The following is an 18976-nucleotide window of genomic DNA, read 5'->3' as shown; positions in this document are numbered from 1 at the left end:
TGAGCACTAGCCTTCGCCGGGCTCGGGACGATCCACGTTCTGCTCCGGCTCGTCGTAGGTGAAGCCATCCAGCCAATCGGCACTCTGCTGGGAGCCGGCCTCATAGGGATTGTTGTCGGCACGTTGACCGGCCTTCCTGGCCTCCATGCCCTCGATCCACTGAGCAGACTGTGTTGCCATGATCCTCTCCCGGCTCGGCGAGACGCGGCGGACCAATTCGCATCCTTTGCTTTGGTTCATCGCAGGACGCGCAACAGCCTTCGGATTGCCCCGGCGAAGGCGCACGATGCCGGAGACTTGAAGATCGCCGGAACGCCTCTCCGCCCACGATCCAATCCGCACCGCGGGCTGCCCGGATTCGGCCGCCCGGGCCGGATCCGGCCTCACGACACCCCGCGTTCCGCGACGATCCGGTCGTAGGCGGCGTTGATCGCGGCGAGGCGCCGGGTCGCGATCGCCACCGCCTCCGTGGGCAGGCCGCGGGCCAGCGCCCGGTCCGGATGATGCTCGGCCACGAGTTCCCGATGCCGGGCCTTCAAGGTCGCCGCGTCGGCGTCCCGGTCGAGGCCGAGGACCGCGTAGGGATCGTCCGGCAGCCGCACGTGCCGGGCGGCGATCCGCTGGAACGCGGTCTCGTCGAAGCCGAAGATGCTGGAGACCGACCGGAGGTAGCGCTCCTCCGCCTCGTGGAGTGCCCCGTCGGCCCCCGCGATCTGGAACAGGCCGTCGAGCACGTCCTCGAGGAGGGCCGGCTCGTCGCCGAAGGTCGTGGCGAGCTGGCGCGCATAGGCCTCGAACCCGTTCGTGGTCCGCTTGGCGAGATCGAACAGGCGCTCGACGCCCGGCCGCGCGGCGGGCTCCACCTGCACGACCCGGCCGAACGCCTCAACCTCGGAGGGCAGCACGACGCCGTCGGACTTGGCCATCTTGGCCGCCAGAGCCACGAGGCCGGTGGTGAACACCACGTCGCGGGGCGTCCGGCCGAAGGGCGCGCCGACTCGGTCCATCAGGAAATGACCGGCCACGCCGCCGATTAGCGCCCCGAGGGGGCCACCGATCGCGAGGCCGATTCCGGCTCCGCCGATCTTGCCCCAGACACCCTGCGATTCGGCCGCCGACGTCATGGGCGATCCGGGTCAGGGGTGAAGCGTGCGCGCGGTGCGATCATCGGGAGCGGCGTCGGTCCGGCGCCGGGACGCCCCGGCCGAGCGCGGAAATACCCGCTCCTCAGCCGCCGCGGAAGGGCCGGGACGCGCCCGGCCCACCCTTGAGATTAGCGGCAGTAGATGTTGCCGTAGGCGTCGCGGTAGGTGCCGTAGGGGCAGCGCGGTGCGGTCGAGGCGCCCACGATGGCACCGCCCGCGCCGCCGATCGCCGCGCCGGCGAGCGCGCCGCCCGCACGGCCCGTCGCGGCCGCGCCGATCGCCGCACCGGTGAGCGCACCGAGGCCGGCTCCGCCGAGCGCCCGATCCTCAGGCGTGTTGCAGGCGCCGAGCGACAGGGCGGCGATGGTGGCGAGGGCGGCGGCAGTCAGCTTTTTCATGGTCCCCAGATCTCCCTTGTGCAACCGGTCTGTGTATCCGTCCGGCCGATAGCCGTGGTCGTGGCGGATCGCCCCGAGCTTAGCAGTGATGCAATAGCGACCCTACGGCTAAGGTTCCATCCGGGCATGACTGGAGTTGCACCCGGTTCCCGTCTCGCCCTATGCCTCGCCTCCTGCGGCGGCGCCCCAACCGGGCGCTGCGGCGCCATGTCCGAGGGTCCGATCTCATGCCGACGCCCATGCCGAAAGCCACCACGATCGTCCGCCGGGCCGCGGTGCGCGCCGACCGCGTCGCCGATACGGTGAGCCTCGACCATGAAGGCCGGTCCGCGCTGCCCGAGACGCTGGTGGCCGAGGGCGGGCTCGGATTCACGGTGGCGCTCACCAAGGCCGCCCCCCTGGACGACGGCGACGCGCTGCGCCTCGACGATGGCCGGCTCGTCGCGGTGCGGGCCGCCGCGCAGGACCTGTTCGAGGTGCGCGCCGAGAACCCCGCCCGGCTGATGCGCCTCGCCTGGCAGCTCGGGAGCAGCCACGTGCCCGCCGAGATCGCCGCGGACGGGCTCCTCGTTCCGGCGAGCGCCGCCACGGCCGAGCTGGTGCGCGGTCAGGGCTGTCTCGCGAACCCGGTCTCGCGGCCCTTCCGGCCCGAGCGCACGGCCCACGATCACAGCACCTGCGGGCATGATCACGGCCATGGCCACGGTCACGATCACCATGGCCACGATCATGGACACGCGCATCACGATCATGACCACGGAGCCCACGACCACGGAGCCCACGACCACGGAGCCCACGACCACGGTCATGGGCATGATCACGATCATGGCCACGATCACCACGCTCACACGCACGACCACGATCACGGCCATGACCACGGCCATGACCACGGTCACGTGCATGGCCCGGGCTGCGGCCACGGTCATTAGGGCCGTACCCGCGTGCAACGGGTCCGGTCGCGCCCCTAAGCCTGTGTCGTGACCTGCGGTCTTGGCCGAGCCGGATCGGCTTCAACGGGGAGCGCTCCCAAGGGACGTACAGCAGGTCGACGCGGTGCGTAGCGCCGAAGCAGGGACATCCAGCATGCGGAACGGCGCCCGATCGGGCGCCGTTCGCGTCTCGGGTGGCCCGTGGGGCTCGGCGTCCGCTCGCCCCCCCTGCGAAAACGAGGCCGTATTTCGAAATCGTCCTTTCTTTGAAGCCAGGTCGTATGCCTCGAAATGCAAGCAGAAACCGAGATTTAATCGCGATATAGAGCCAATACATTCTTGTGCTTGGCAGATATTTGTTCAATATGCTCTGACCTAAACTGTTGCCGCTCAATCACAGCGTCGAAGCCGGCCCATTGTTACATCCGTTCCAGGTTCTCATCCCTGGAACGGTCCACATGATTAAGGCTATCCTCTCTGCGGCGGCATTCGCGAGCTTGACGGTTGCGGCTTCGGCCGCCGATCTGCCCCGCCGCGCGCTCCCGCCCGCGCCGATCCCGGTACCGATCTTCACCTGGACGGGCGCGTATTTCGGCATCAACGCCGGCTACATCACGACCACCCAGGACACGGTGCGGACCGCGGGCGTCTTCCCGGGCAACACCGGCGTCCGGACTGGGAACCGCCCCGGGGCCCTGCCCCTGCCGCAGGATGGTTTCACCGGCGGCGGGCAGCTCGGCTACAACTACCAGTTCACCCCGGGCTCCGGCTTCGTGGTCGGCGCCGAGATCAACGCGAACTACACCGATCTGAACCGCACCCGCCGCGTCGTCGGCCAGCAGGGCGGCATCAGCGCCTATCGGCAGTCGGGCGACTTCCTCGGCACCGTGCGCGGCCGCGTCGGCTACGCCTTCGACCGCGTCCTGGTCTACGGGACCGGCGGCTTCGCCTATGCGTCCGTCAGGGATCAGGCCGCGTTCCAGGCGCCGCAGGGCGATGCCGTCTTCTTCGGAAGCCGCGCGCGCGTCGATACCGGCTACGCGGCTGGCGGTGGCGTCGAGTACGCCCTGCCGACCGACTCGTTCCTGAACGTCTTCCATTCCAACGCCGTGACGGTGAAGGCCGAGGCGCTATATTACAATCTCGGCCGCAGCACCCTGCTGCTGCCGGCGGTCGGCCGCGGCCAGGGCGCCTACGTCACGCGCTTCCAGAACGAGGGCGTGCTGGGCCGCGTGGGGCTGAACTACAAGTTCGGCAGCTAGGTCGAAGACGGTTTGGAGCCGTGCCCGATCGCCCGGTGATTGGGCCCGGCTCCGAGCCACCGCCCGCCGGAGCGGAGACCGTCCCGGCGCCGTACGGCGACCCGGCCGCAGCCCTGGCCTGAGCTGCCAGGGTCGATCTGGTGGATCGTCCCGGGGCCCCGCGCCCGGGACGTTAAGCGTCCATGGACTCGGGCCGCCGCAGCCTCACAGGCGCTTCGGCACGGGACGCCGGCAATAGGCGCGCGCCTCATCGGGCGCGAGGCCGTCCTGCGCCGAGACGCACTGGTCGAGCGTCAACCCGATACTGGCCGCGTAAGTCTCGTTCGGCGACAGCGCATCGCGGGCAAGGCCCGCCAGATAGATCAGGAAGGCAGCGACCGCGAGCAGCGCGACCACCACCAGGGCGCGGTTCAGCATCACGACCGATCGCCCGCGCCGGGCCATGGTCCGAGGCGGCCGGTCACGGAAAGCCCGCGAACAGGAGCGCCAGCGCGAGCAGCGCGAGCCCCGCACCAATCAGCACACCGGCGATCCCGTCGGATCCGCGCCGCCCCGCGCGGCCGATCCGGATCACCGGTCACGGCCCGCGACCGCGCTCTGCGGCGGCCTCATTGCAGCAGGCCCCAGAGGCCGGTGGCCACCCCGAAGGTGAGCGAGAGCATCGCGGCGCAGAGCAGGACCCGGTCGATCATGCGGGCGGCCCGATCATCCGGCTGGAATTCAATCATCGTGGCGCCTCCTCGTCTCCGAGACTGATGCGCCCCTGTTGCTGAGCTGTGTCGGCCTCGAGCCCGGCCCGATCTCCATCCCCGGTGCAGCACCGGACCCGCGATCCGCCGAGGCGGGCACGGCGACGCGGCCCGGAACACCCCGGAGCTCCCGTTGTTGGACCGGCATTCCAACCGGAGACGACCCGTGACCACGGATCCGCTGCACAAGTATCCCCGCCCGCCCTTCCCGGCGCAGCCGCAGAGTTTCCCCGGCAAGACCGGCCGGATGGAGCCGGAGCCCGACCATGGCGAGGCGAGCTATGCGGGCTCCGGGAAGCTCACCGGGCGGGCGGCGCTGATCACCGGCGGCGACAGCGGCATCGGCCGCGCCGTCGCCATCGCGTTCGCCCGCGAGGGGGCGGACGTCGCGATCTCCTACCTGCCGGACGAGCAGGCGGATGCCGAAGCGGTCGGCCAGTGGATCGAGAAGGCGGGCCGGCGCGCCCTGCTTCTGCCCGGCGACCTGAAGGACCCCGCCTACGGGCGCGCGATCGTCGCCCGCACCGTGGAGGCGTTCGGGCGCCTCGATGTCCTGGTCAACAACGGCGCCTTCCAGCAGCCGAACCGGGACCTCGACGCCATCGAAGACACCATCTTCGAGGATCACTTCCGCACGAACGTGTTCGGTCCGTTCTACGTGACCAAGGCAGCACTCCCGCACCTGAAGCCGGGCGCCTCGGTGATCTTCACCTCCTCGGTGAACTCGAAGCACCCGATGCCCACGCTCATGGCCTACAGCGCCACCAAGGGCGCCCTGAGCAACATGGTGCTGAGCCTCGCGCAGCTGCTGGCCGAAAAGGGGGTGCGCGTGAACGGCGTTCTGCCCGGGCCGATCTGGACCCCGTTCATCCCGGCCGGAATGAGCCAGGACGCGGTGACGTCGTTCGGCAGCCAAGTGCCGTTTGGCCGCCCCGGCCAGCCGGCCGAGCTCGCCTCGGCCTACGTGATGCTGGCCTCGGACGAGAGCAGCTACACGTCGGGGGCGCTCGTCACGGTGGCGGGAGCGATGCCGGTGCTCTGAGCGCCCGTCAGGGTTTCGAAAGGTCGACCTTTCGCGGGTCCGGGGCAGAGCCCTGGTGCCGGACTTCGTCCGGTGCCGGGCTTCGCCCGCTCTCAGGGCGCTGCCCTGAGAACCCGCCAAAGGGCTTGCCCTTTGGGAACCCACGATTCCGCGTCGAACGGGTCGTTGGATCGGGAACCGGCGCCTCTCAGGCGGCGCGCATGTCGGCGAGGAAGCGGACCACCGCGGCACGCAGAGCCTCCGCGCTCCGGCCCACGCCGCCGGCCGCCACGCCGACCTCCTGGGCCACGCGCCGCGTCTCGGCCGCCGCAGCGGCAGCCGAGGCCACGGTGCCGCTCACCGCGTCTGTCCCGCGGGACGCCTCCTCGATGTTGCGGGAGATGTCGCCCGTGGCCGCCCGCTGCTGTTCCACCGCGGCCGCGATGGCGGATGCGATCGCGTTCATCGCACCGACGGTCTGACCGATCGACTGGACTGCCCCGACCGCCACCGCGGTCTCGTGCTGGATGGCGCCGATCTGCGCGGTGATCTCATCGGTGGCCTTGGCGGTCTGATCGGCCAGGGCCTTCACCTCCGCGGCCACGACCGCGAAGCCCCGGCCCGCCGCCCCGGCGCGGGCCGCCTCGATCGTGGCGTTCAGGGCCAGCAGGTTGGTCTGCCCGGCGATCATCGAGATGATCCGCACGACTTCCCCGATCCGCTCGGCCGTGGTGGCGAGCCCCTGGATCTGCTGATCGGTGCGCCCGGCCTCCGCCACCGCCTGAGCGGCGATCTCCGCGGACCGGATCGCCTGGCCGCCGATCTCGGCGATCGAGGCCGTCAGCTCCTCGGTGGCGGACGCCACGGTCTGCACATTGGCCGAAGCCTGCCGAACCGATTGCGCCGCCGAGCCGGCCTCGGTGGCGGTCTCGACGGCGGTCTGCGACATGGCCTGACAGGCCTGCCGCATGCCGGTCGCCGCCGTATCGACCTCCTCCAGAAGCGTGCTGGCGCTGTGATCGAAGCCACGGGCCAGATCCTCGATATAGAGGCCGCGCGCCTCGCGCCTGGCCTGCTCGGCGCGCTGCTCCGCCGACAGCGTCTGCGCCTGGATCATGCTGTCCCGGAAGATCCCGGCGGCCTGGGCCATGGAGCCGATCTCGTCGCGCCGACGAAGGCCCGGGATGGTGACGCCCATCTCGCCCGCCGCAAGCCGGCGCAGCGCATTGGTGAACGCGGACAAGGGCTTGGTGATGCTCCGCACCAGCAGGATTCCGGCCACCACGACCACGAGGTAGAGCGGAACCAGCCACAGCAGCGTCTCGATCAGCCGCGCCCGCTCCGCGGCCTCGACGTCGTCCACGAAGAGCGCGGTGTTGATGGTCCATTGCCAGGGCTCGAAGGCGAGCGAGTAGGAGATCTTCGGCGCGGGCTCGGTCTGCCCGGGATGGGGCCAACGGTACGCGGTGAACCCACCGCCCTCGCGGGCGCGCGTGATCATCGCGCCCACGAACGTCTGCATCGTCGCGGCGTCGTCGCGGGACTTGGTGCCCTCGATCTTGGGATCCGGATGCACCACGTTGCGCCCGAGATTGCCCGGCGCGGCGCTGTAGACGAAGACGTAATCCTGACCGTTGAAGCGCATCGCCCGCAGCGCGTCGCCCGCCCTGCGCTTGGCCTCGTCGCTGGAGATCGTCCCGGCCTCGGCCTGCTTGGCCATGGCGGCGACGATGCCGCGCGCAGCCTCGACCTGATAGCGGATCGCCGTCTTGCGGCCATCCAGCATCATCTGCTCCACGGACAGCAGCTGCAGACCGATGATGACGGTGAAGATCAGCATGCACCCGGAAAGAATATAAAATATTCCCTTCCCGATCGTCATGACGAACATGGACTTGAAATAATCGACCACGAACATTTTGTTGACCTACAAATGCCCTTGCAGAGGAGCCCGCCGCAGGGAAGCAGATCTTATTTTTCTAGAAAAATCTAGAATATCAGAAGATGAATGTCACATGTCGGAATTCTCAGAATACGACTCGACAGGGCGGACAGTCGATCTGCCAGATGCAAGAGCACCAATTCCACCTTTGCGCAGGCTGAATACCGGTCAACGGGTCAATCGATTTCCTGGCCCATGCAAATCGGTCTCTACGACCCCATGGTCCACGACGTGAAACGGATGATCCACGGGATGGGCGCTGGCAGCCTGCAGAGCAGCTTGAGCGCTGGCGCCGGCCAGCCGGCGGCTCTCCCGAAAGAGTCACCCGCCCTGGATTAAACGGGCTGCTGGCGCGTCCATCATCCGTGAACGCAACCACCTTAGCCCCGCCGGCCGCCGCCGTGCGGGGCTTTTTCGTCCGCACCGCGAACCGGAAGGCCCGACCACACTGAAGCGATCCGGATTAAGTCGAAGGCCCCAACGTCTAACCACCCACTATGCCGCGTTTTCGGAGTCATCCGGCATAGAACGCTGAAATTCGGGAGGAATACTGTGCGGTCGTTCGTTTTTGGTGTCATTGTCGCGGCCCTGATTCCGTTCTCGACGCAGGCCCAGGAGGCTGGAGACGCAGCCGCGGGCGAGAAGGCGTTCGCGCCCTGCAAGGCGTGCCACAACTTCCAGAAGAACGGCGTCGGCCCCGACCTGAAGGGCGTCGTGGGCCGCAAGGCCGGCACCTACGAGGGCTACAACTACTCGGCGGCGCTGAAGAATTCCGGCATCACCTGGGATGAGGCCAACCTGCACGAGTGGCTGAAGAACCCGAAGGCGAAGGTGCCGGGCAACAAGATGATCTTCCAGGGCTACTCGGACGACAAGAAGATCAACGACGTGATCGCCTACCTGAAGACGCAGTCCTAGCGCCTGAGCCGCCCTGAGCCGCGTATCAGCGCAGCGCATCGTTGGTGAGATCCGACGCTCCCCCGCCCCGTAAGCCCATCGGGGCAGGGCGGATCATCGGCCCGCAAACCCTGCTTGGCGCGCCTAGGAAACGGGCCCGGCGTATTGGCGTGGGTGTTCGCCAGTTCGGGCGCGCAGTCGGAAGGCCCCGCAGCATCGCGGCTGCGGGGCCTTCTGCTCAGGGCTTCCCGTCGCGGAATCGTTTACGGGCAGTGATGACGCCGACCATCATTGCCCAGGTAGGTCCCCGTGCGCGGATCATAGGACCGGAAGCGCTGGACGCAGTAGCCGACGCTGTCGTTCGTCGGCACGACATCCGTCTCGGTTCCCAGATCCGCCCCGTAGCCGGCCGGCGCGTAGCCGTAACCGTACCCGGCGGGTCCGAAGTCTGTCCCGTAGTAGCCGTTATCGAAAGCGCCGTATCCGTAGCCGAGGCCCGCGCCGGCGAGTCCTAAACCCACGCCCAATCCGAGTCCGCCATAGCCAAAGCGCCGACCCTGGTGAAAGCCACGCCCGGCGAAGCCGCGATTGCCAACGAAGCCGGCACCGCGGAAGCCGCGATTGCCGACGCCGAAGCCGCGCCCGGCGAAGCCGCCGCCCGCCAAGGCATTCCCGCCGATCGCGCCGCCCCGAAATCCCGTTCCGCGCACACCGATACCGACGGCGCCGGGCCGGAAGCCCCCGCCGGCGAGGGCATTGCCGCTGACGGCCCCCCCACGGAAGCCCCCGCCGTGGAAGCCGCCCCCATGGAACCCACCTCCGTGGAAGCCCCCGCCGAAGCCGCGTGCATCGGCCGTTGCCGGGAGCAAGGCCAGTGCGCCGACAAGGGTTAGGGATGTCAAAACGGTCCGGTTCATCTGACTCACCGATGCTTGAGAGCTGATCTCTGGATGGTACAACACCGGGAGAACCCCCGTGATCCCACTGTCATCGGCGGGTGTGCCGTCGTAACGCACTACAACTGAAACCTTGGCGGTCTCAGACCGTTGTGACGTTCAACTGGCGCGAGGTAAGGAGCGAAAGCCAGTCTTGCGCACAGCCTGATCATCGCCCGTCTGTCCGGGGTCTGGGTCCCGCAGTGAACCAGGCCGTCCCTTTCGACGACGATTTGTGCGTGATACCCCGTCGTCTCGTACTCCCGCGCGCGCGACGATGATCCCCATCGCGCCGCCCGCGGTGGTACAGCACGGAAGCGACGGCAAGTGACTGGCGGACCGGAAGAACCCAAGAATCTCAGCGGATGGCGCTTTAGCGTTGCGCCGATGATGGACTGGACGGACCGGCACTGTCGTGCCTTCCATCGGACGCTCTCCGCCCGTGCACGCCTGTACACCGAGATGGTGACGACCGGCGCCGTGCTGCATGGGCCGCGCGAGCGCCTGCTCGGCTTCTCGGCGGTGGAGCATCCGGTCGCCGTCCAGCTCGGCGGCTCGGACCCGGCGGATCTGGCGCAGGCGGCGCGGATCGCCGTGGATTTCGGCTACGACGAGGTGAATCTCAACGTCGGCTGCCCGTCCGACCGGGTGCAGGAGGGCCGCTTCGGCGCCTGCCTGATGCGCGAGCCGGCCCTGGTCGCCGCGTGCCTCGCCGCCATGAAGGCGGCGGTCGCCGTGCCGGTGACGGTGAAATGCCGGATCGGCGTCGACGATCAGGATCCCGAGGTGGCCCTCGACGCCCTGGCCGACGCCCTGGTGGCCGCGGGCGTGGATGGGCTGATCGTCCATGCCCGCAAGGCCTGGCTTCAGGGGCTCTCGCCCAAGGAGAACCGCGACGTGCCGCCCCTCGATTACGGCCGGGCCGCGCGGTTGAAGCAGCGGTTGCCCGGCCTGCCGATCGCGGTCAATGGCGGCCTGCGCGACCTCGACGCCGTGCAGGCGCGCCTCGCCGAGGTCGACGGCGTCATGGTCGGCCGCGCCGCCTATACCGAGCCGGCACTGCTGCTCGGCGTCGATCCCGATGTGTTCGGCGTGCCCGCGCCGGCAGCCGACGCGTTCGCGGCGGTCGAAGCGTTCGAGCCCTACGTGGCCGCGGTCCTCGCCCAGGGCGAGCGCCTCCATGCGGTGACCCGGCACATGCTCGGATTGTTCAACGGCCGGCCCGGCGCCCGCGCCTATCGGCGCCACCTCTCGACGCACGGCATGCGGCCCGAGGCCGGACTCGAGACCCTGCGGGAGGCCGTGGCGCTCGTCGCCCGGGCGGCGCCCGAGGCGCAGGCCGCCTGAGCGAGGGGTCTTACGGAGGGCTCAGGATCAGGCGGTCGCCGCGGACCTCGTAGCCCGAGAGGCGCGTCAGGAAGGTCTGGCCGAGGAGATTGGCGGTGAGCGCCCCGGGCTTGGCCACCATGGCGTTCACCCGCCGCTCGGTGATCGTGCCGACGCCGAGGGAGTCGAGCTGGATCGGCGCCGCGTAGGTGATGCCGTTGGCGGTGGAGACGCGGGCCGTGAACTCGGAAGCCGCGGGGGTCAGCCCGAGGGCGGCGGCGTTCTCTGCGGTCAGGACGACGCTGCTCGCGCCGGTGTCGAACAGGAACGGCTGCGCGCGGCCGTTGATCTCGGCGTCGACCCGGAAGTCGCCGTCGGCCCGCCGGACGATCGTGACGGCGCCGTCGGCGCGCGTGGTCGCGGTTCCGGGCCGCACCGCGCCGAGCACCTGGGAACTCACGCCCTGGATCCGGTCGCGCTCGGTGTAGCCGATCACGAGGGCGAGGCCGATGAGCGCCCAGGCGAGCAGCGCCCGCAGGTTCGCGCCGAGCTGCGCCGTGAACTGCCGCCAGAACCCGGCCACCACCAGGATCAGGATCGTCCCGGTCCAGGCGAGGCTTGCCAGCTGATCGGGCCCGAGCATGCCACCGACGCTGTCGCTGCCGTCGCTGAGCACGAGGGCGACGAGGACCAGCGCGATCGCGGCGAGCCCGAGGTAGATCATGACGGCAATGCCCCCCCGGGCGGGATCAGGTGCGCCGCGCGCATCCGAGCCTCCAGCCCGGCCATGATGGTCCGGCGCTCGACCTCCGACAGCCCGCCCCAGGCGGCGATCTCGTCGCGGGTCCGGCCGCAGCCGCAGCACAGGCCGGTCGCGGCGTCGAGCACGCAGACCTTGGTGCAGGGCGAGGAGGGTTTTGGCGCGGGCGGCATCGAGAAACCTTGGCGGACGGATCGTGGCCGGGTGATGACCTTTCCCCTGATGGGCTAATCTGCCGCCGCAGCCACCAGGGCCACCAGGGCGGCGATCTCCGCCACCTGCTGGCAGGCGCCGATCACGTCTCCGGTCTGGCCGCCGATTTTGTCCTGCGCCAGCCGGGTCAGGCCCCAGGCTGCGAGGCCCGCGCACAAGATCATCAGCGCGACGCCGCCGAGCGGCAGATCGAGGAGACACGCGGCCATCGCCAGCGCCAGACCGAGTCCGCCGGCGGTGGCGAGGCTCGCCCGGCTCGGGCGCCCGACCGAGGCGGAAAGGCCACCCGGCCGCGCCGGCTCAAGCAGTACCATCGGGGCCAGGGCGGCGACCCGCGACAGGGCGGCGCTCAGGATCAGGGCAGTGACGGCGGCGGTGCCGGTCCGGTCCAGCAGCGTCGCCAGGGCGCCGATGCGAAGCGCCAGCGACAGGACCAGGGCCGCCCCGCCATAGGCGCCGATCCGGCTGTCGCGCATGATCTCGAAGCGGCGCTCCCGGGTGGTGCCGCCGCCGAAGCCGTCGGCCACGTCGGCGAGTCCGTCCTCGTGCAGCGCCCCGGTCGCCACCACCAGGGTCGCGACCGCCAGCGTCGCGGCCAGGAACGGCCCGAGCCCGATCCACCACGCCGCCGCCAGCACCAGGGCGGCCGGCAGGGCGAGCACGAGGCCGGCCAGGGGCAGCATCCGGGGGAGGGTGGTGAAGTCGGGGCTGCGATGCGGGTCCGGCTCGCCGGGCAGTTGCGGCACCGGCAGGCGGGAGTAGAAACGCAGGCACCCGGCGAGGTCGTAGAGGGCGCCGCGCCCGGGCCAGTCGGCCTCTCCGCCGGTCTGCCTGTCCATCGCGGTCTCCCGCATCCGCCCGCCGCCATGCTCGTACAGGGCGCGCCCATCCAGTATACGCGGCCCGCTCCGACTCCGTCTCCCCGTCCGCGGGCACCCACAGGAAATCATCGGCCCATGCCCGATCCAGGCCCGTTCGACGACATCCGCAACCTGCTCAAGGCCATGCCCGGCCCCGACCAGGAGGCCCAGGAGGCCGTCGCGGCCCGGGACGCGACCCTGACCAAGCCCGCAGGCTCCCTCGGGCGGCTGGAGCACCTCGTGTCCTGGCTCGCGGCCTGGCAGGGCAAGGCGCCGCCGAGTTTCGACCGGCCGCTGGTCTGCGTCTTCGCCGGCAGCCACGGGGTGACGCGCCGGGGCGTCTCGGCCTTCCCGGACGCGGTCAACCGGCAGATGCTCGACAATTTCGCGGCCGGGGGCGCGGCGATCAACCAGATCTGCGCGGCCTACGGACTCGGCTTCAAGGTGTTCGACCTCGCCCTCGACATGCCGACCGGCGACATCACGGAAGCGTCCGCCCTCGACGAGCGCGCAACGGTCGCCACCATGGCGTTCGGCATGGAGGCGGTGGCGGCCGGCACCGATTGCCTGGGCATCGGCGAGATGGGCATCGGCAACACCACCGTGGCGGCGGCCCTCTACGCCGCCCTGTTCGGCGGCGACCCGGCCCACTGGGTCGGCCACGGCACCGGCGTCGATCGGGAGGGCTTGAGCCGGAAGGTCGCGGCCGTGGAGGCGGCGCTCGCCCACCATGCCAGCCATCTCGACGATCCTCTGCAGGTACTGGCCCGCCTCGGCGGCCGGGAGATCGCCGCCATGGCGGGGGCGATCCTGGCGGCCCGGCTGCAGCGCATCCCGGTGGTGATCGACGGCTACGTGGCGACCGCCGCCGCCGCCGTGCTGCACGCCGCCGACCCCAGCGCCCTCGACCATTGCCTCGCCGGCCACGTCTCGGCGGAGGGCGTTCACGCGGAGGTGCTGGAGCGGCTCGGCCTCGTGCCGCTGCTGGCGCTCGGCATGCGGCTCGGCGAGGCGTCCGGTGCCGGCATGGCGATGGGCCTGCTCAAGGGAGCCCTCGCCTGCCACACCGGCATGGCGACCTTCGCGCAGGCGGGGGTGTCCGGGAAGCAGGCGGCGCCCACCGGTTGATCCGCCGAGCCGTCGCCGCGTCCGGGAAGTCCCGGATTCCAAAGGACGAGTCCTTTGGCGGGTGCAGGGCAGAGCCCTGCAAAACAGGTCTTCAGCCCCGAAAGGGGCCGGAGACCTGTTTGCCGGGGTTTCACCCCGACACCCCACCAAAGGGACTTGGTCCCTTTGGAATCCCCGATCAGGCGGTCTTCTCGATGTTCCAGAAGAACTGCACGGGCGCCATGACCATGCCCTTGAGCTTCGTGCTGATGGCCATCGGCTGCTGCACCAGACCGGCCGGGGCGTAGGGTACGACCGTGAAGGCCCGCTCCTCGATCTGCGCGGCCAGCGCCTTCTGGCGCGTCTCGTCTCCGGTCGCGATCCAGTCGCTGCGCAGGCTCTCCAGGGTCGGATCGTCCGGCCAGCCGAACCAGGCGGCCGAGCCGTTGGCCCGGATCAGCGGGTGCAGGGCCGGGTTCAGCACGTCGGCCCCCGACCAGAGCGTGTGGAAGACCGACCAGCCCCCGGCATCCACCGGCCCACGATTGCCGCGGCGGGCGATGAAGCTGCCCCAGTCGGTGGAGACCAGATCGACGTTCATCCCGAGCTGCTTCAGCAGATCCTGGGTCACCAGCGACTGGTTGTAGGCGATCGGCTGGTCGGCCGGGGCCAGCAGCACGACCTTCTCGCCCTTGTAGCCGGCCTTGGCCAGCATCGCCTTGGCCTTGCCGAGATCCTCCTGCATGGCGGCGGCCCCGCCCGCACCGGTCGACATCGGCGAGCCCGGCGTGAAGAAGGTCTTGGCCTCCCGGTAATAGTCCGGGCTGCCGACCACCGCCTGCATGTAGTCGTCCTGCTTCATGGCCATCATCACGGCCCGGCGGATCTCCGGGTTGTTGAACGGCGGCTGCGTGTGGTTGAACCGCATCAGCAGGATCAGCCCGAGCGGAACGTTGCGGATCTCGATGCCCGGCTTGTCCTTGAGGACGGGGATCAGGTCGATCGGCGGCTGTTCGTACCAGTCGACCGCCCCCTGGATCATCGCGCCGACCGCCGCCGAGGCCTCGGTGATGGCGAGCCACTCGATCCGGTCGACCTTGGCGACCTTGCCGCCGGCCGCCCAGGAGGGCGCCTCCTCGCGGGGCCGGTAGGCGGCGTGGCGGGTGTAGATCGCGTTCTGGCCCGGGATCCATTCCCGCGCCTCGAAGCGCCAGGGTCCGGAGCCCGTGGCGTCAGCGATCGGCTTGGAGGCGTCCTGAAGCGCGATGCGCTCCGGCATGACGAAGGGCACGTTGGAGGACAGCTTGCCCAAAGCCGCCGGCAGCAGGGGGAACGGCTTTTTCAACGCGATCGTGAAGGTCCGCGCATCCTCCTGGCCGTACCCCTCCACGAAGCCCGCCAGGGTCTGGCCGAAGGCATCGCGCTTCGCCCACCGTGCGATGGAGGCGATGCAGTCCTTCGCCTCGACCGGCGAGCCGTCGTGGAAGCTGAGGCCGTCGCGGAGATGGAAGGTCCAGCGCAGGCCGTCGGGCGCGGTCTGCCAGTCGCTGACCATCTGCGGCTGGATCCGGAAGTTCTCGTCGGTGGCGAACAACGTGTCGTAGACGAGATAGCCATGGTTGCGGATGACGTAGCTCGTGGCGACGATCGGATCGAGGGAGGGCAGGGGCGTCGACGGAATGAAGCGCAGCACGCTGCCGCCGGACTGGGCCCGGGCGCGGGACGGGCGGCCGAGGCCGGCGGCGAGCGCCGAGGCGGTGCCCGCCAGAAGCTGGCGGCGGTGGAGCGTCATCGCAGTCGACCCCTCTCGTGATCGGGCCTCGAAGCCCAGGTTATTTTATACAATTTCAAGCCTCAGGCCCGCCGTCAAGGGCCCTGCGAGGCCCGAGCCGGACGAGGAGCGAGACGATGAAGAACCGGACCATGGCGGGTTCGATCGGGTCCGAGATTCGGCGGCGCATCCTCGACGGGCGCTATCCGGCCGGATCGCAATTGCGCCAGGACGGGCTGGCCGCGGAGTTCGGCGCCAGCCGGATCCCCGTCCGGGAGGCCCTGTTCCAGCTCGAAGCCGAGGGCTTGGTGCGGATCCATCCGCATCGGGGCGCGATGGTGGCGCCGCTCTCGCCCGCCGATGCGGCCGAGGCCCTGGAACTCCGCGGCGCCCTGGAGCCACGCCTTCTGGCGCTGTCCGCGCCGCTGCTGACCGAGGCGGATTTCGAGCGCGCGGACAGGCTCTTGGACGATTATGCGGCGGCCCTGCATGAGGGCGCCACGGCACGCTGGGGGACGCTCAACACGGAGTTGCACCTCCTCCTGTACAGCCGGGCGAACCGCCCCCGCGCCCTCGGCCTCGTCGGCTCCCTGCTGGCGGAATGCGACCGCTACACCCGCCTGCAGCTCTCGACGGATGCGGCGGAACTGGAGCGGGCCGACCGCGAGCACCGGGAGATGGTCCGGCTCTGCCGGAACGGTCACGTCTCGGCGGCCTGCGCCCTGCTGGTCGACCATATCGGCCACGTCGCCACCGCGCTGATGGCCTTTCTCGGCGAGTCGTCCGGCGAGACCCGGATGCCCGCCCCGCCGCAGATGATTGTATAAAATTCTTGCCCGAATCGTCTGGGACTGCCATGGAGAGTCCCGCCGTCCGGCGCGCCCCTGCCGCGGCCCCGATCCCTCTTCCGACCGGACGAAAAGCCGATGGCCTCCGACCGACAGATCTTCTCCGGCACGATTCCGGCCCTCATGACGCCCTGCGGACCGGATCGGGCGCCGGATTTCGAGGCGCTGGCCCGGAAGGGGAAGGAGCTCGTCGCCGCCGGGATGTCGGCGGTCGTCTATTGCGGCTCGATGGGCGACTGGCCGCTCCTGACCGACGAGGAGCGGATGGAAGGCGTCGAGCGGCTGCTCGCGGAAGGCGTCCCGGTCATCGTCGGGACCGGTGCGCAGAACCCGAAGCGGGCGGCGGCGCTCGCCGCCCACGCCAAGGCGGCGGGCGCGCAAGGATTGATGATCATCCCGCGGGTCCTGTCGCGGGGCAGCTCCGCGGCGGCGCAGGAGGCCCATTTCGCCGGCATCCTGGAGGCGGCGGTGGACCTGCCCTCGGTGATCTACAACAGCCCCTATTACGGCTTCGAGACCCGGGCGGAGCTGTTCTTCAGCCTGCGCGCCCGCTACCCGCACCTCGTCGGCTTCAAGGAATTCGGCGGCGCCCGGTCGCTCACCTACGCGGCCGAGCACATCACCGGCCAGTCGCCCGACATCACCCTGATGGTGGGCGTGGATACCCAGGTGGTGCACGGCTACGTCAATTGCGGCGCCCGGGGTGCCATCACGGGCATCGGCAACGTTCTGCCGCGGGAGGTGCTGCACCTCGTGTCCCTGTGCGAGACGGCGGCCACCGGCGACGTCCTGGCCCGGCGGCGGGCGCTGGAACTCGATGCGGCGCTCGCAATCCTGTCGAGCTTCGACGAGGGGACCGACCTCGTCCTCTACTACAAGTATCTGATGGTTCTGGAGGGGAACCCGGAATACGAACTGCACTTCAACGCCTCCGACGCGTTGAGCCCCGGACAGCGCCACTACGCGGAGACGCAGCTGCGGATCTTCAAGGCGTGGTACGCGCAATGGTCGGAGGCGTGCGCCCAGTACACAGGCCGGGCCTGACCGGTCGATCCGGCAGCCCGCCTCGCCTGGCAGGCGCGGGGTCTGCGACACGGGCCGGCGCCGCGCGCCTTTGCGTGGAACGGCCCGTCGGCGTTATGGCGGGTACGCGATCCTCCTCAGCCCGCGAACCCCGCTCATGAAGATCACCCAGGCCTTCACCTTCGAGGCGGCCCACCGGCTGCCGAACGTGCCCGAGACCCACCGCTGCCACCGGATGCACGGGCATTCCTACCGGGTCGAGCTGACGGTCGCCGGGCCGGTCGATTCGCAGACCGGCTGGGTGATCGACTTCTACGACATCGAGAGCATCTTCGGCCCGCTGCTCGCCCGGCTCGACCACCATTGCCTCAACGAGATCGAAGGGCTGGAGAACCCGACCGCCGAGAACATCGCGGCCTGGATCTGGCATCGCCTGCGGCCGGACCTGCCGGGGCTCGCCCGCGTGCGGGTGGCCGAGACCCCGATGTCGTGGGCGGACTACGATGGCGACTGAGACAGCCGGCGATCGGTCGGCCCTGGTTCTGTTCTCCGGCGGGCAGGATTCGGCGACCTGCCTCGCCTGGGCCCTCGACCGGTTCGACCATGTCGAGACCCTGGGCTTCGATTACGGCCAGCGCCACCGGGTCGAGCTCGACCGGCGCGCGGCCCTGCGGGCGGGCACGACCCGCATCAATCCCGCCTGGGCGCCCCGGCTCGGCGACGACCACACCCTCGCCCTCGACGCCCTGGGGCAGGTGTCCGAGACGGCGCTGACCCGCGAGGCCGCGATCGGCTACGAGGCGTCCGGCCTGCCCAACACCTTCGTGCCCGGCCGCAACATCGTGTTCCTGACCTTCGCGGCGGCGCTCGCCTACCGGCGCGGGATCCGCCACGTGGTCGGCGGCATGTGCGAGACCGACTATTCCGGCTATCCCGATTGCCGCGACGACACCATCAAGGCGCTCCAGGTGGCGCTGAATCTCGGCATGGAGCGCCGCTTCGTGCTGCACACGCCCCTGATGTGGCTCGACAAGGCGCAGACCTGGGAACTGGCCGAGACGCTCGGCGGCCGGGCGCTGGTCGACCTGATCGTCGAGGAGAGCCACACCTGCTACCTCGGCGAGCGCGGGCAGCGCCATGCCTGGGGCTACGGCTGCGGCACCTGCCCGGCCTGCCGCCTGCGGGCGGACGGGTTCGCGCGGTTCAGCGCGGCCTGAGCCCGTCGACCAGCACCGCCAGCGTCCCGCGGAAGGCGTCCGGGCTCGCGAACAGACGCTCCATCAGCAGGGCCCCCTCCAGGGTGGCGATGACGTAGCGGGCGAGCGCCGCCGGATCCGTCCCGGCGCGGACGCTGCCATCCCCCTGGCCCGCGCGCAGGGTCGCTTCCAGCCACGCGAGATGATCCGCGAAGAAGGCCGCGATGTCCCGGCGCAGGCGCTCGGGCAGCGCCTCGCCCTCGATGGCCAGCGCCGCGCAGAGGCAACCGAGCCCCTGCTCGACGCCGCCGAGATAGAGCCGGCCATAGGCCTCGATCCGCCCCGGCCCGTCCGCGACGTCCGAGCGGATCGTCTCCAGGGCGGCGGCGTAGCGGGCCGCGTAGGCCGCCACCAGGGCGGCGCCGAGATCCACCTTGCTGGGGAAATGGTGGTGGATGCTGGCCTTGCGGATGCCCACCGCCGCCGCGAGATCGGCGTAGCTGAAGCCGGCATAGCCACGCCCCCGGACCAGGGTCTCGGCCTGGATCAGCAGCTCGGCGCGGGTGTCCCTCATGGTGGCCTCGTCCGGGGCAC

Annotated in this window: 21 protein-coding genes; 10 read left to right on the top strand and 11 right to left on the bottom strand. The window is 70.2% G+C overall.

Annotated elements, in window-relative coordinates; all coding sequences use genetic code 11:
• Positions 1-6 precede the first annotated feature (6 nt).
• From AAHG09_RS18165 to AAHG09_RS18155, 3 genes are all read right to left on the bottom strand, one after another.
• Positions 7-180 carry a hypothetical protein gene (locus AAHG09_RS18165; RefSeq protein WP_342108855.1) on the bottom strand — a complete coding sequence of 58 codons (174 nt, stop codon included), beginning with the start codon at positions 178-180 and terminating at the stop codon, positions 7-9.
• Positions 181-383: 203 nt separating this feature from the next.
• The gene (locus tag AAHG09_RS18160) at positions 384-1124 is read right to left on the bottom strand and encodes a DnaJ family molecular chaperone (protein ID WP_342108854.1); all 741 of its coding nucleotides are present in this window, start codon (positions 1122-1124) and stop codon (positions 384-386) included.
• Between the two features lie 149 nt (positions 1125-1273).
• Positions 1274-1543: a hypothetical protein gene (locus AAHG09_RS18155; RefSeq protein WP_007560631.1), complete on the bottom strand. Its 270-nt coding sequence runs from the start codon at positions 1541-1543 to the stop codon at positions 1274-1276.
• A gap of 239 nt (positions 1544-1782) precedes the next feature.
• Between AAHG09_RS18155 and AAHG09_RS18150 the strand changes: the two genes are divergently transcribed.
• Together AAHG09_RS18150 and AAHG09_RS18145 are read left to right on the top strand one after the other, a co-directional pair.
• Entirely contained in the window at positions 1783-2472 is a 690-nt protein-coding gene (locus AAHG09_RS18150; RefSeq protein WP_342108956.1) for an urease accessory protein UreE, read from the top strand.
• A gap of 458 nt (positions 2473-2930) precedes the next feature.
• Complete coding sequence (locus AAHG09_RS18145) at positions 2931-3734, top strand: outer membrane protein (protein ID WP_342108853.1); 804 nt, start codon at positions 2931-2933, stop codon at positions 3732-3734.
• A gap of 204 nt (positions 3735-3938) precedes the next feature.
• Here the strand turns inward: AAHG09_RS18145 and AAHG09_RS18140 are convergent, their stop codons facing one another.
• Positions 3939-4151 (bottom strand): hypothetical protein, encoded by a 213-nt coding sequence (locus AAHG09_RS18140; RefSeq protein WP_342108852.1) that lies wholly within the window; start codon positions 4149-4151, stop codon positions 3939-3941.
• Positions 4152-4649: 498 nt separating this feature from the next.
• Between AAHG09_RS18140 and AAHG09_RS18135 the strand changes: the two genes are divergently transcribed.
• Entirely contained in the window at positions 4650-5525 is an 876-nt protein-coding gene (locus AAHG09_RS18135; protein ID WP_342108851.1) for an SDR family oxidoreductase, read from the top strand.
• Positions 5526-5712: 187 nt separating this feature from the next.
• Here the strand turns inward: AAHG09_RS18135 and AAHG09_RS18130 are convergent, their stop codons facing one another.
• Positions 5713-7344 (bottom strand): methyl-accepting chemotaxis protein, encoded by a 1632-nt coding sequence (locus tag AAHG09_RS18130; RefSeq protein WP_342108850.1) that lies wholly within the window; start codon positions 7342-7344, stop codon positions 5713-5715.
• A gap of 654 nt (positions 7345-7998) precedes the next feature.
• On the opposite strand from AAHG09_RS18130, the gene AAHG09_RS18125 reads away from it, so the two are divergent.
• On the top strand, positions 7999-8364 hold the full coding sequence (locus AAHG09_RS18125) for a c-type cytochrome (protein WP_342108849.1): 366 nt from the start codon (positions 7999-8001) through the stop codon (positions 8362-8364).
• Between the two features lie 242 nt (positions 8365-8606).
• Here AAHG09_RS18125 and AAHG09_RS18120 read toward each other — a convergent pair whose 3' ends face one another.
• Positions 8607-9260: a BA14K family protein gene (locus tag AAHG09_RS18120; protein ID WP_342108848.1), complete on the bottom strand. Its 654-nt coding sequence runs from the start codon at positions 9258-9260 to the stop codon at positions 8607-8609.
• Positions 9261-9605: 345 nt separating this feature from the next.
• On the opposite strand from AAHG09_RS18120, the gene dusA reads away from it, so the two are divergent.
• Positions 9606-10625 carry a tRNA dihydrouridine(20/20a) synthase DusA gene (gene dusA, locus AAHG09_RS18115; RefSeq protein WP_342108847.1) on the top strand — a complete coding sequence of 340 codons (1020 nt, stop codon included), beginning with the start codon at positions 9606-9608 and terminating at the stop codon, positions 10623-10625.
• 10 nt (positions 10626-10635) lie between these two features.
• Here the strand turns inward: dusA and AAHG09_RS18110 are convergent, their stop codons facing one another.
• The 3 genes from AAHG09_RS18110 to cobS are packed head-to-tail and all read right to left on the bottom strand — an operon-like array spanning position 10636 to position 12416.
• Positions 10636-11328 (bottom strand): retropepsin-like aspartic protease family protein, encoded by a 693-nt coding sequence (locus tag AAHG09_RS18110; RefSeq protein WP_342108846.1) that lies wholly within the window; start codon positions 11326-11328, stop codon positions 10636-10638.
• On the bottom strand, positions 11325-11537 hold the full coding sequence (locus AAHG09_RS18105) for a DUF1289 domain-containing protein (protein WP_342108845.1): 213 nt from the start codon (positions 11535-11537) through the stop codon (positions 11325-11327). Before AAHG09_RS18105 ends, AAHG09_RS18110 begins: the two co-directional genes overlap by 4 nt.
• 54 nt (positions 11538-11591) lie before the next feature.
• On the bottom strand, positions 11592-12416 hold the full coding sequence (cobS, locus tag AAHG09_RS18100) for an adenosylcobinamide-GDP ribazoletransferase (RefSeq protein ID WP_342108844.1): 825 nt from the start codon (positions 12414-12416) through the stop codon (positions 11592-11594).
• A gap of 117 nt (positions 12417-12533) precedes the next feature.
• On the opposite strand from cobS, the gene cobT reads away from it, so the two are divergent.
• Positions 12534-13565, top strand: a complete 1032-nt coding sequence (cobT, locus tag AAHG09_RS18095; protein ID WP_342108843.1) for a nicotinate-nucleotide--dimethylbenzimidazole phosphoribosyltransferase — start codon at positions 12534-12536, stop codon at positions 13563-13565.
• A gap of 178 nt (positions 13566-13743) precedes the next feature.
• Here the strand turns inward: cobT and AAHG09_RS18090 are convergent, their stop codons facing one another.
• The gene (locus AAHG09_RS18090) at positions 13744-15336 is read right to left on the bottom strand and encodes an ABC transporter substrate-binding protein (protein ID WP_342108842.1); all 1593 of its coding nucleotides are present in this window, start codon (positions 15334-15336) and stop codon (positions 13744-13746) included.
• 116 nt (positions 15337-15452) lie between these two features.
• Here AAHG09_RS18090 and AAHG09_RS18085 point away from each other — a divergent pair, with 116 nt between their 5' ends.
• From AAHG09_RS18085 to queC, 4 genes are all read left to right on the top strand, one after another.
• Complete coding sequence (locus tag AAHG09_RS18085; RefSeq protein ID WP_342108841.1) at positions 15453-16142, top strand: GntR family transcriptional regulator; 690 nt, start codon at positions 15453-15455, stop codon at positions 16140-16142.
• A 99-nt stretch (positions 16143-16241) separates the two neighbouring features.
• Positions 16242-17207 (top strand): dihydrodipicolinate synthase family protein, encoded by a 966-nt coding sequence (locus AAHG09_RS18080; RefSeq protein ID WP_342108840.1) that lies wholly within the window; start codon positions 16242-16244, stop codon positions 17205-17207.
• A 136-nt stretch (positions 17208-17343) separates the two neighbouring features.
• Positions 17344-17700, top strand: a complete 357-nt coding sequence (gene queD / locus AAHG09_RS18075) for a 6-carboxytetrahydropterin synthase QueD (protein ID WP_342108839.1) — start codon at positions 17344-17346, stop codon at positions 17698-17700.
• Positions 17690-18403: a 7-cyano-7-deazaguanine synthase QueC gene (gene queC, locus AAHG09_RS18070; protein WP_342108838.1), complete on the top strand. Its 714-nt coding sequence runs from the start codon at positions 17690-17692 to the stop codon at positions 18401-18403. The genes queD and queC overlap by 11 nt, the downstream gene beginning before the upstream one ends.
• On the opposite strand, the gene AAHG09_RS18065 is transcribed toward queC, so the two are convergent.
• Positions 18390-18956, bottom strand: coding sequence for a TetR/AcrR family transcriptional regulator (locus AAHG09_RS18065; RefSeq protein WP_342108837.1), 567 nt, complete (start codon positions 18954-18956; stop codon positions 18390-18392). The genes queC and AAHG09_RS18065 overlap by 14 nt on opposite strands.
• Positions 18957-18976 lie beyond the last annotated feature (20 nt).

Origin of the sequence: Methylobacterium guangdongense (assembly GCF_038442355.1) — a bacterium.
Classification (GTDB): domain Bacteria; phylum Pseudomonadota; class Alphaproteobacteria; order Rhizobiales; family Beijerinckiaceae; genus Methylobacterium; species Methylobacterium guangdongense.
Note: the sequence above shows the minus strand (reverse complement) of the source record. Positions and strands in the feature narration are given on the sequence as shown.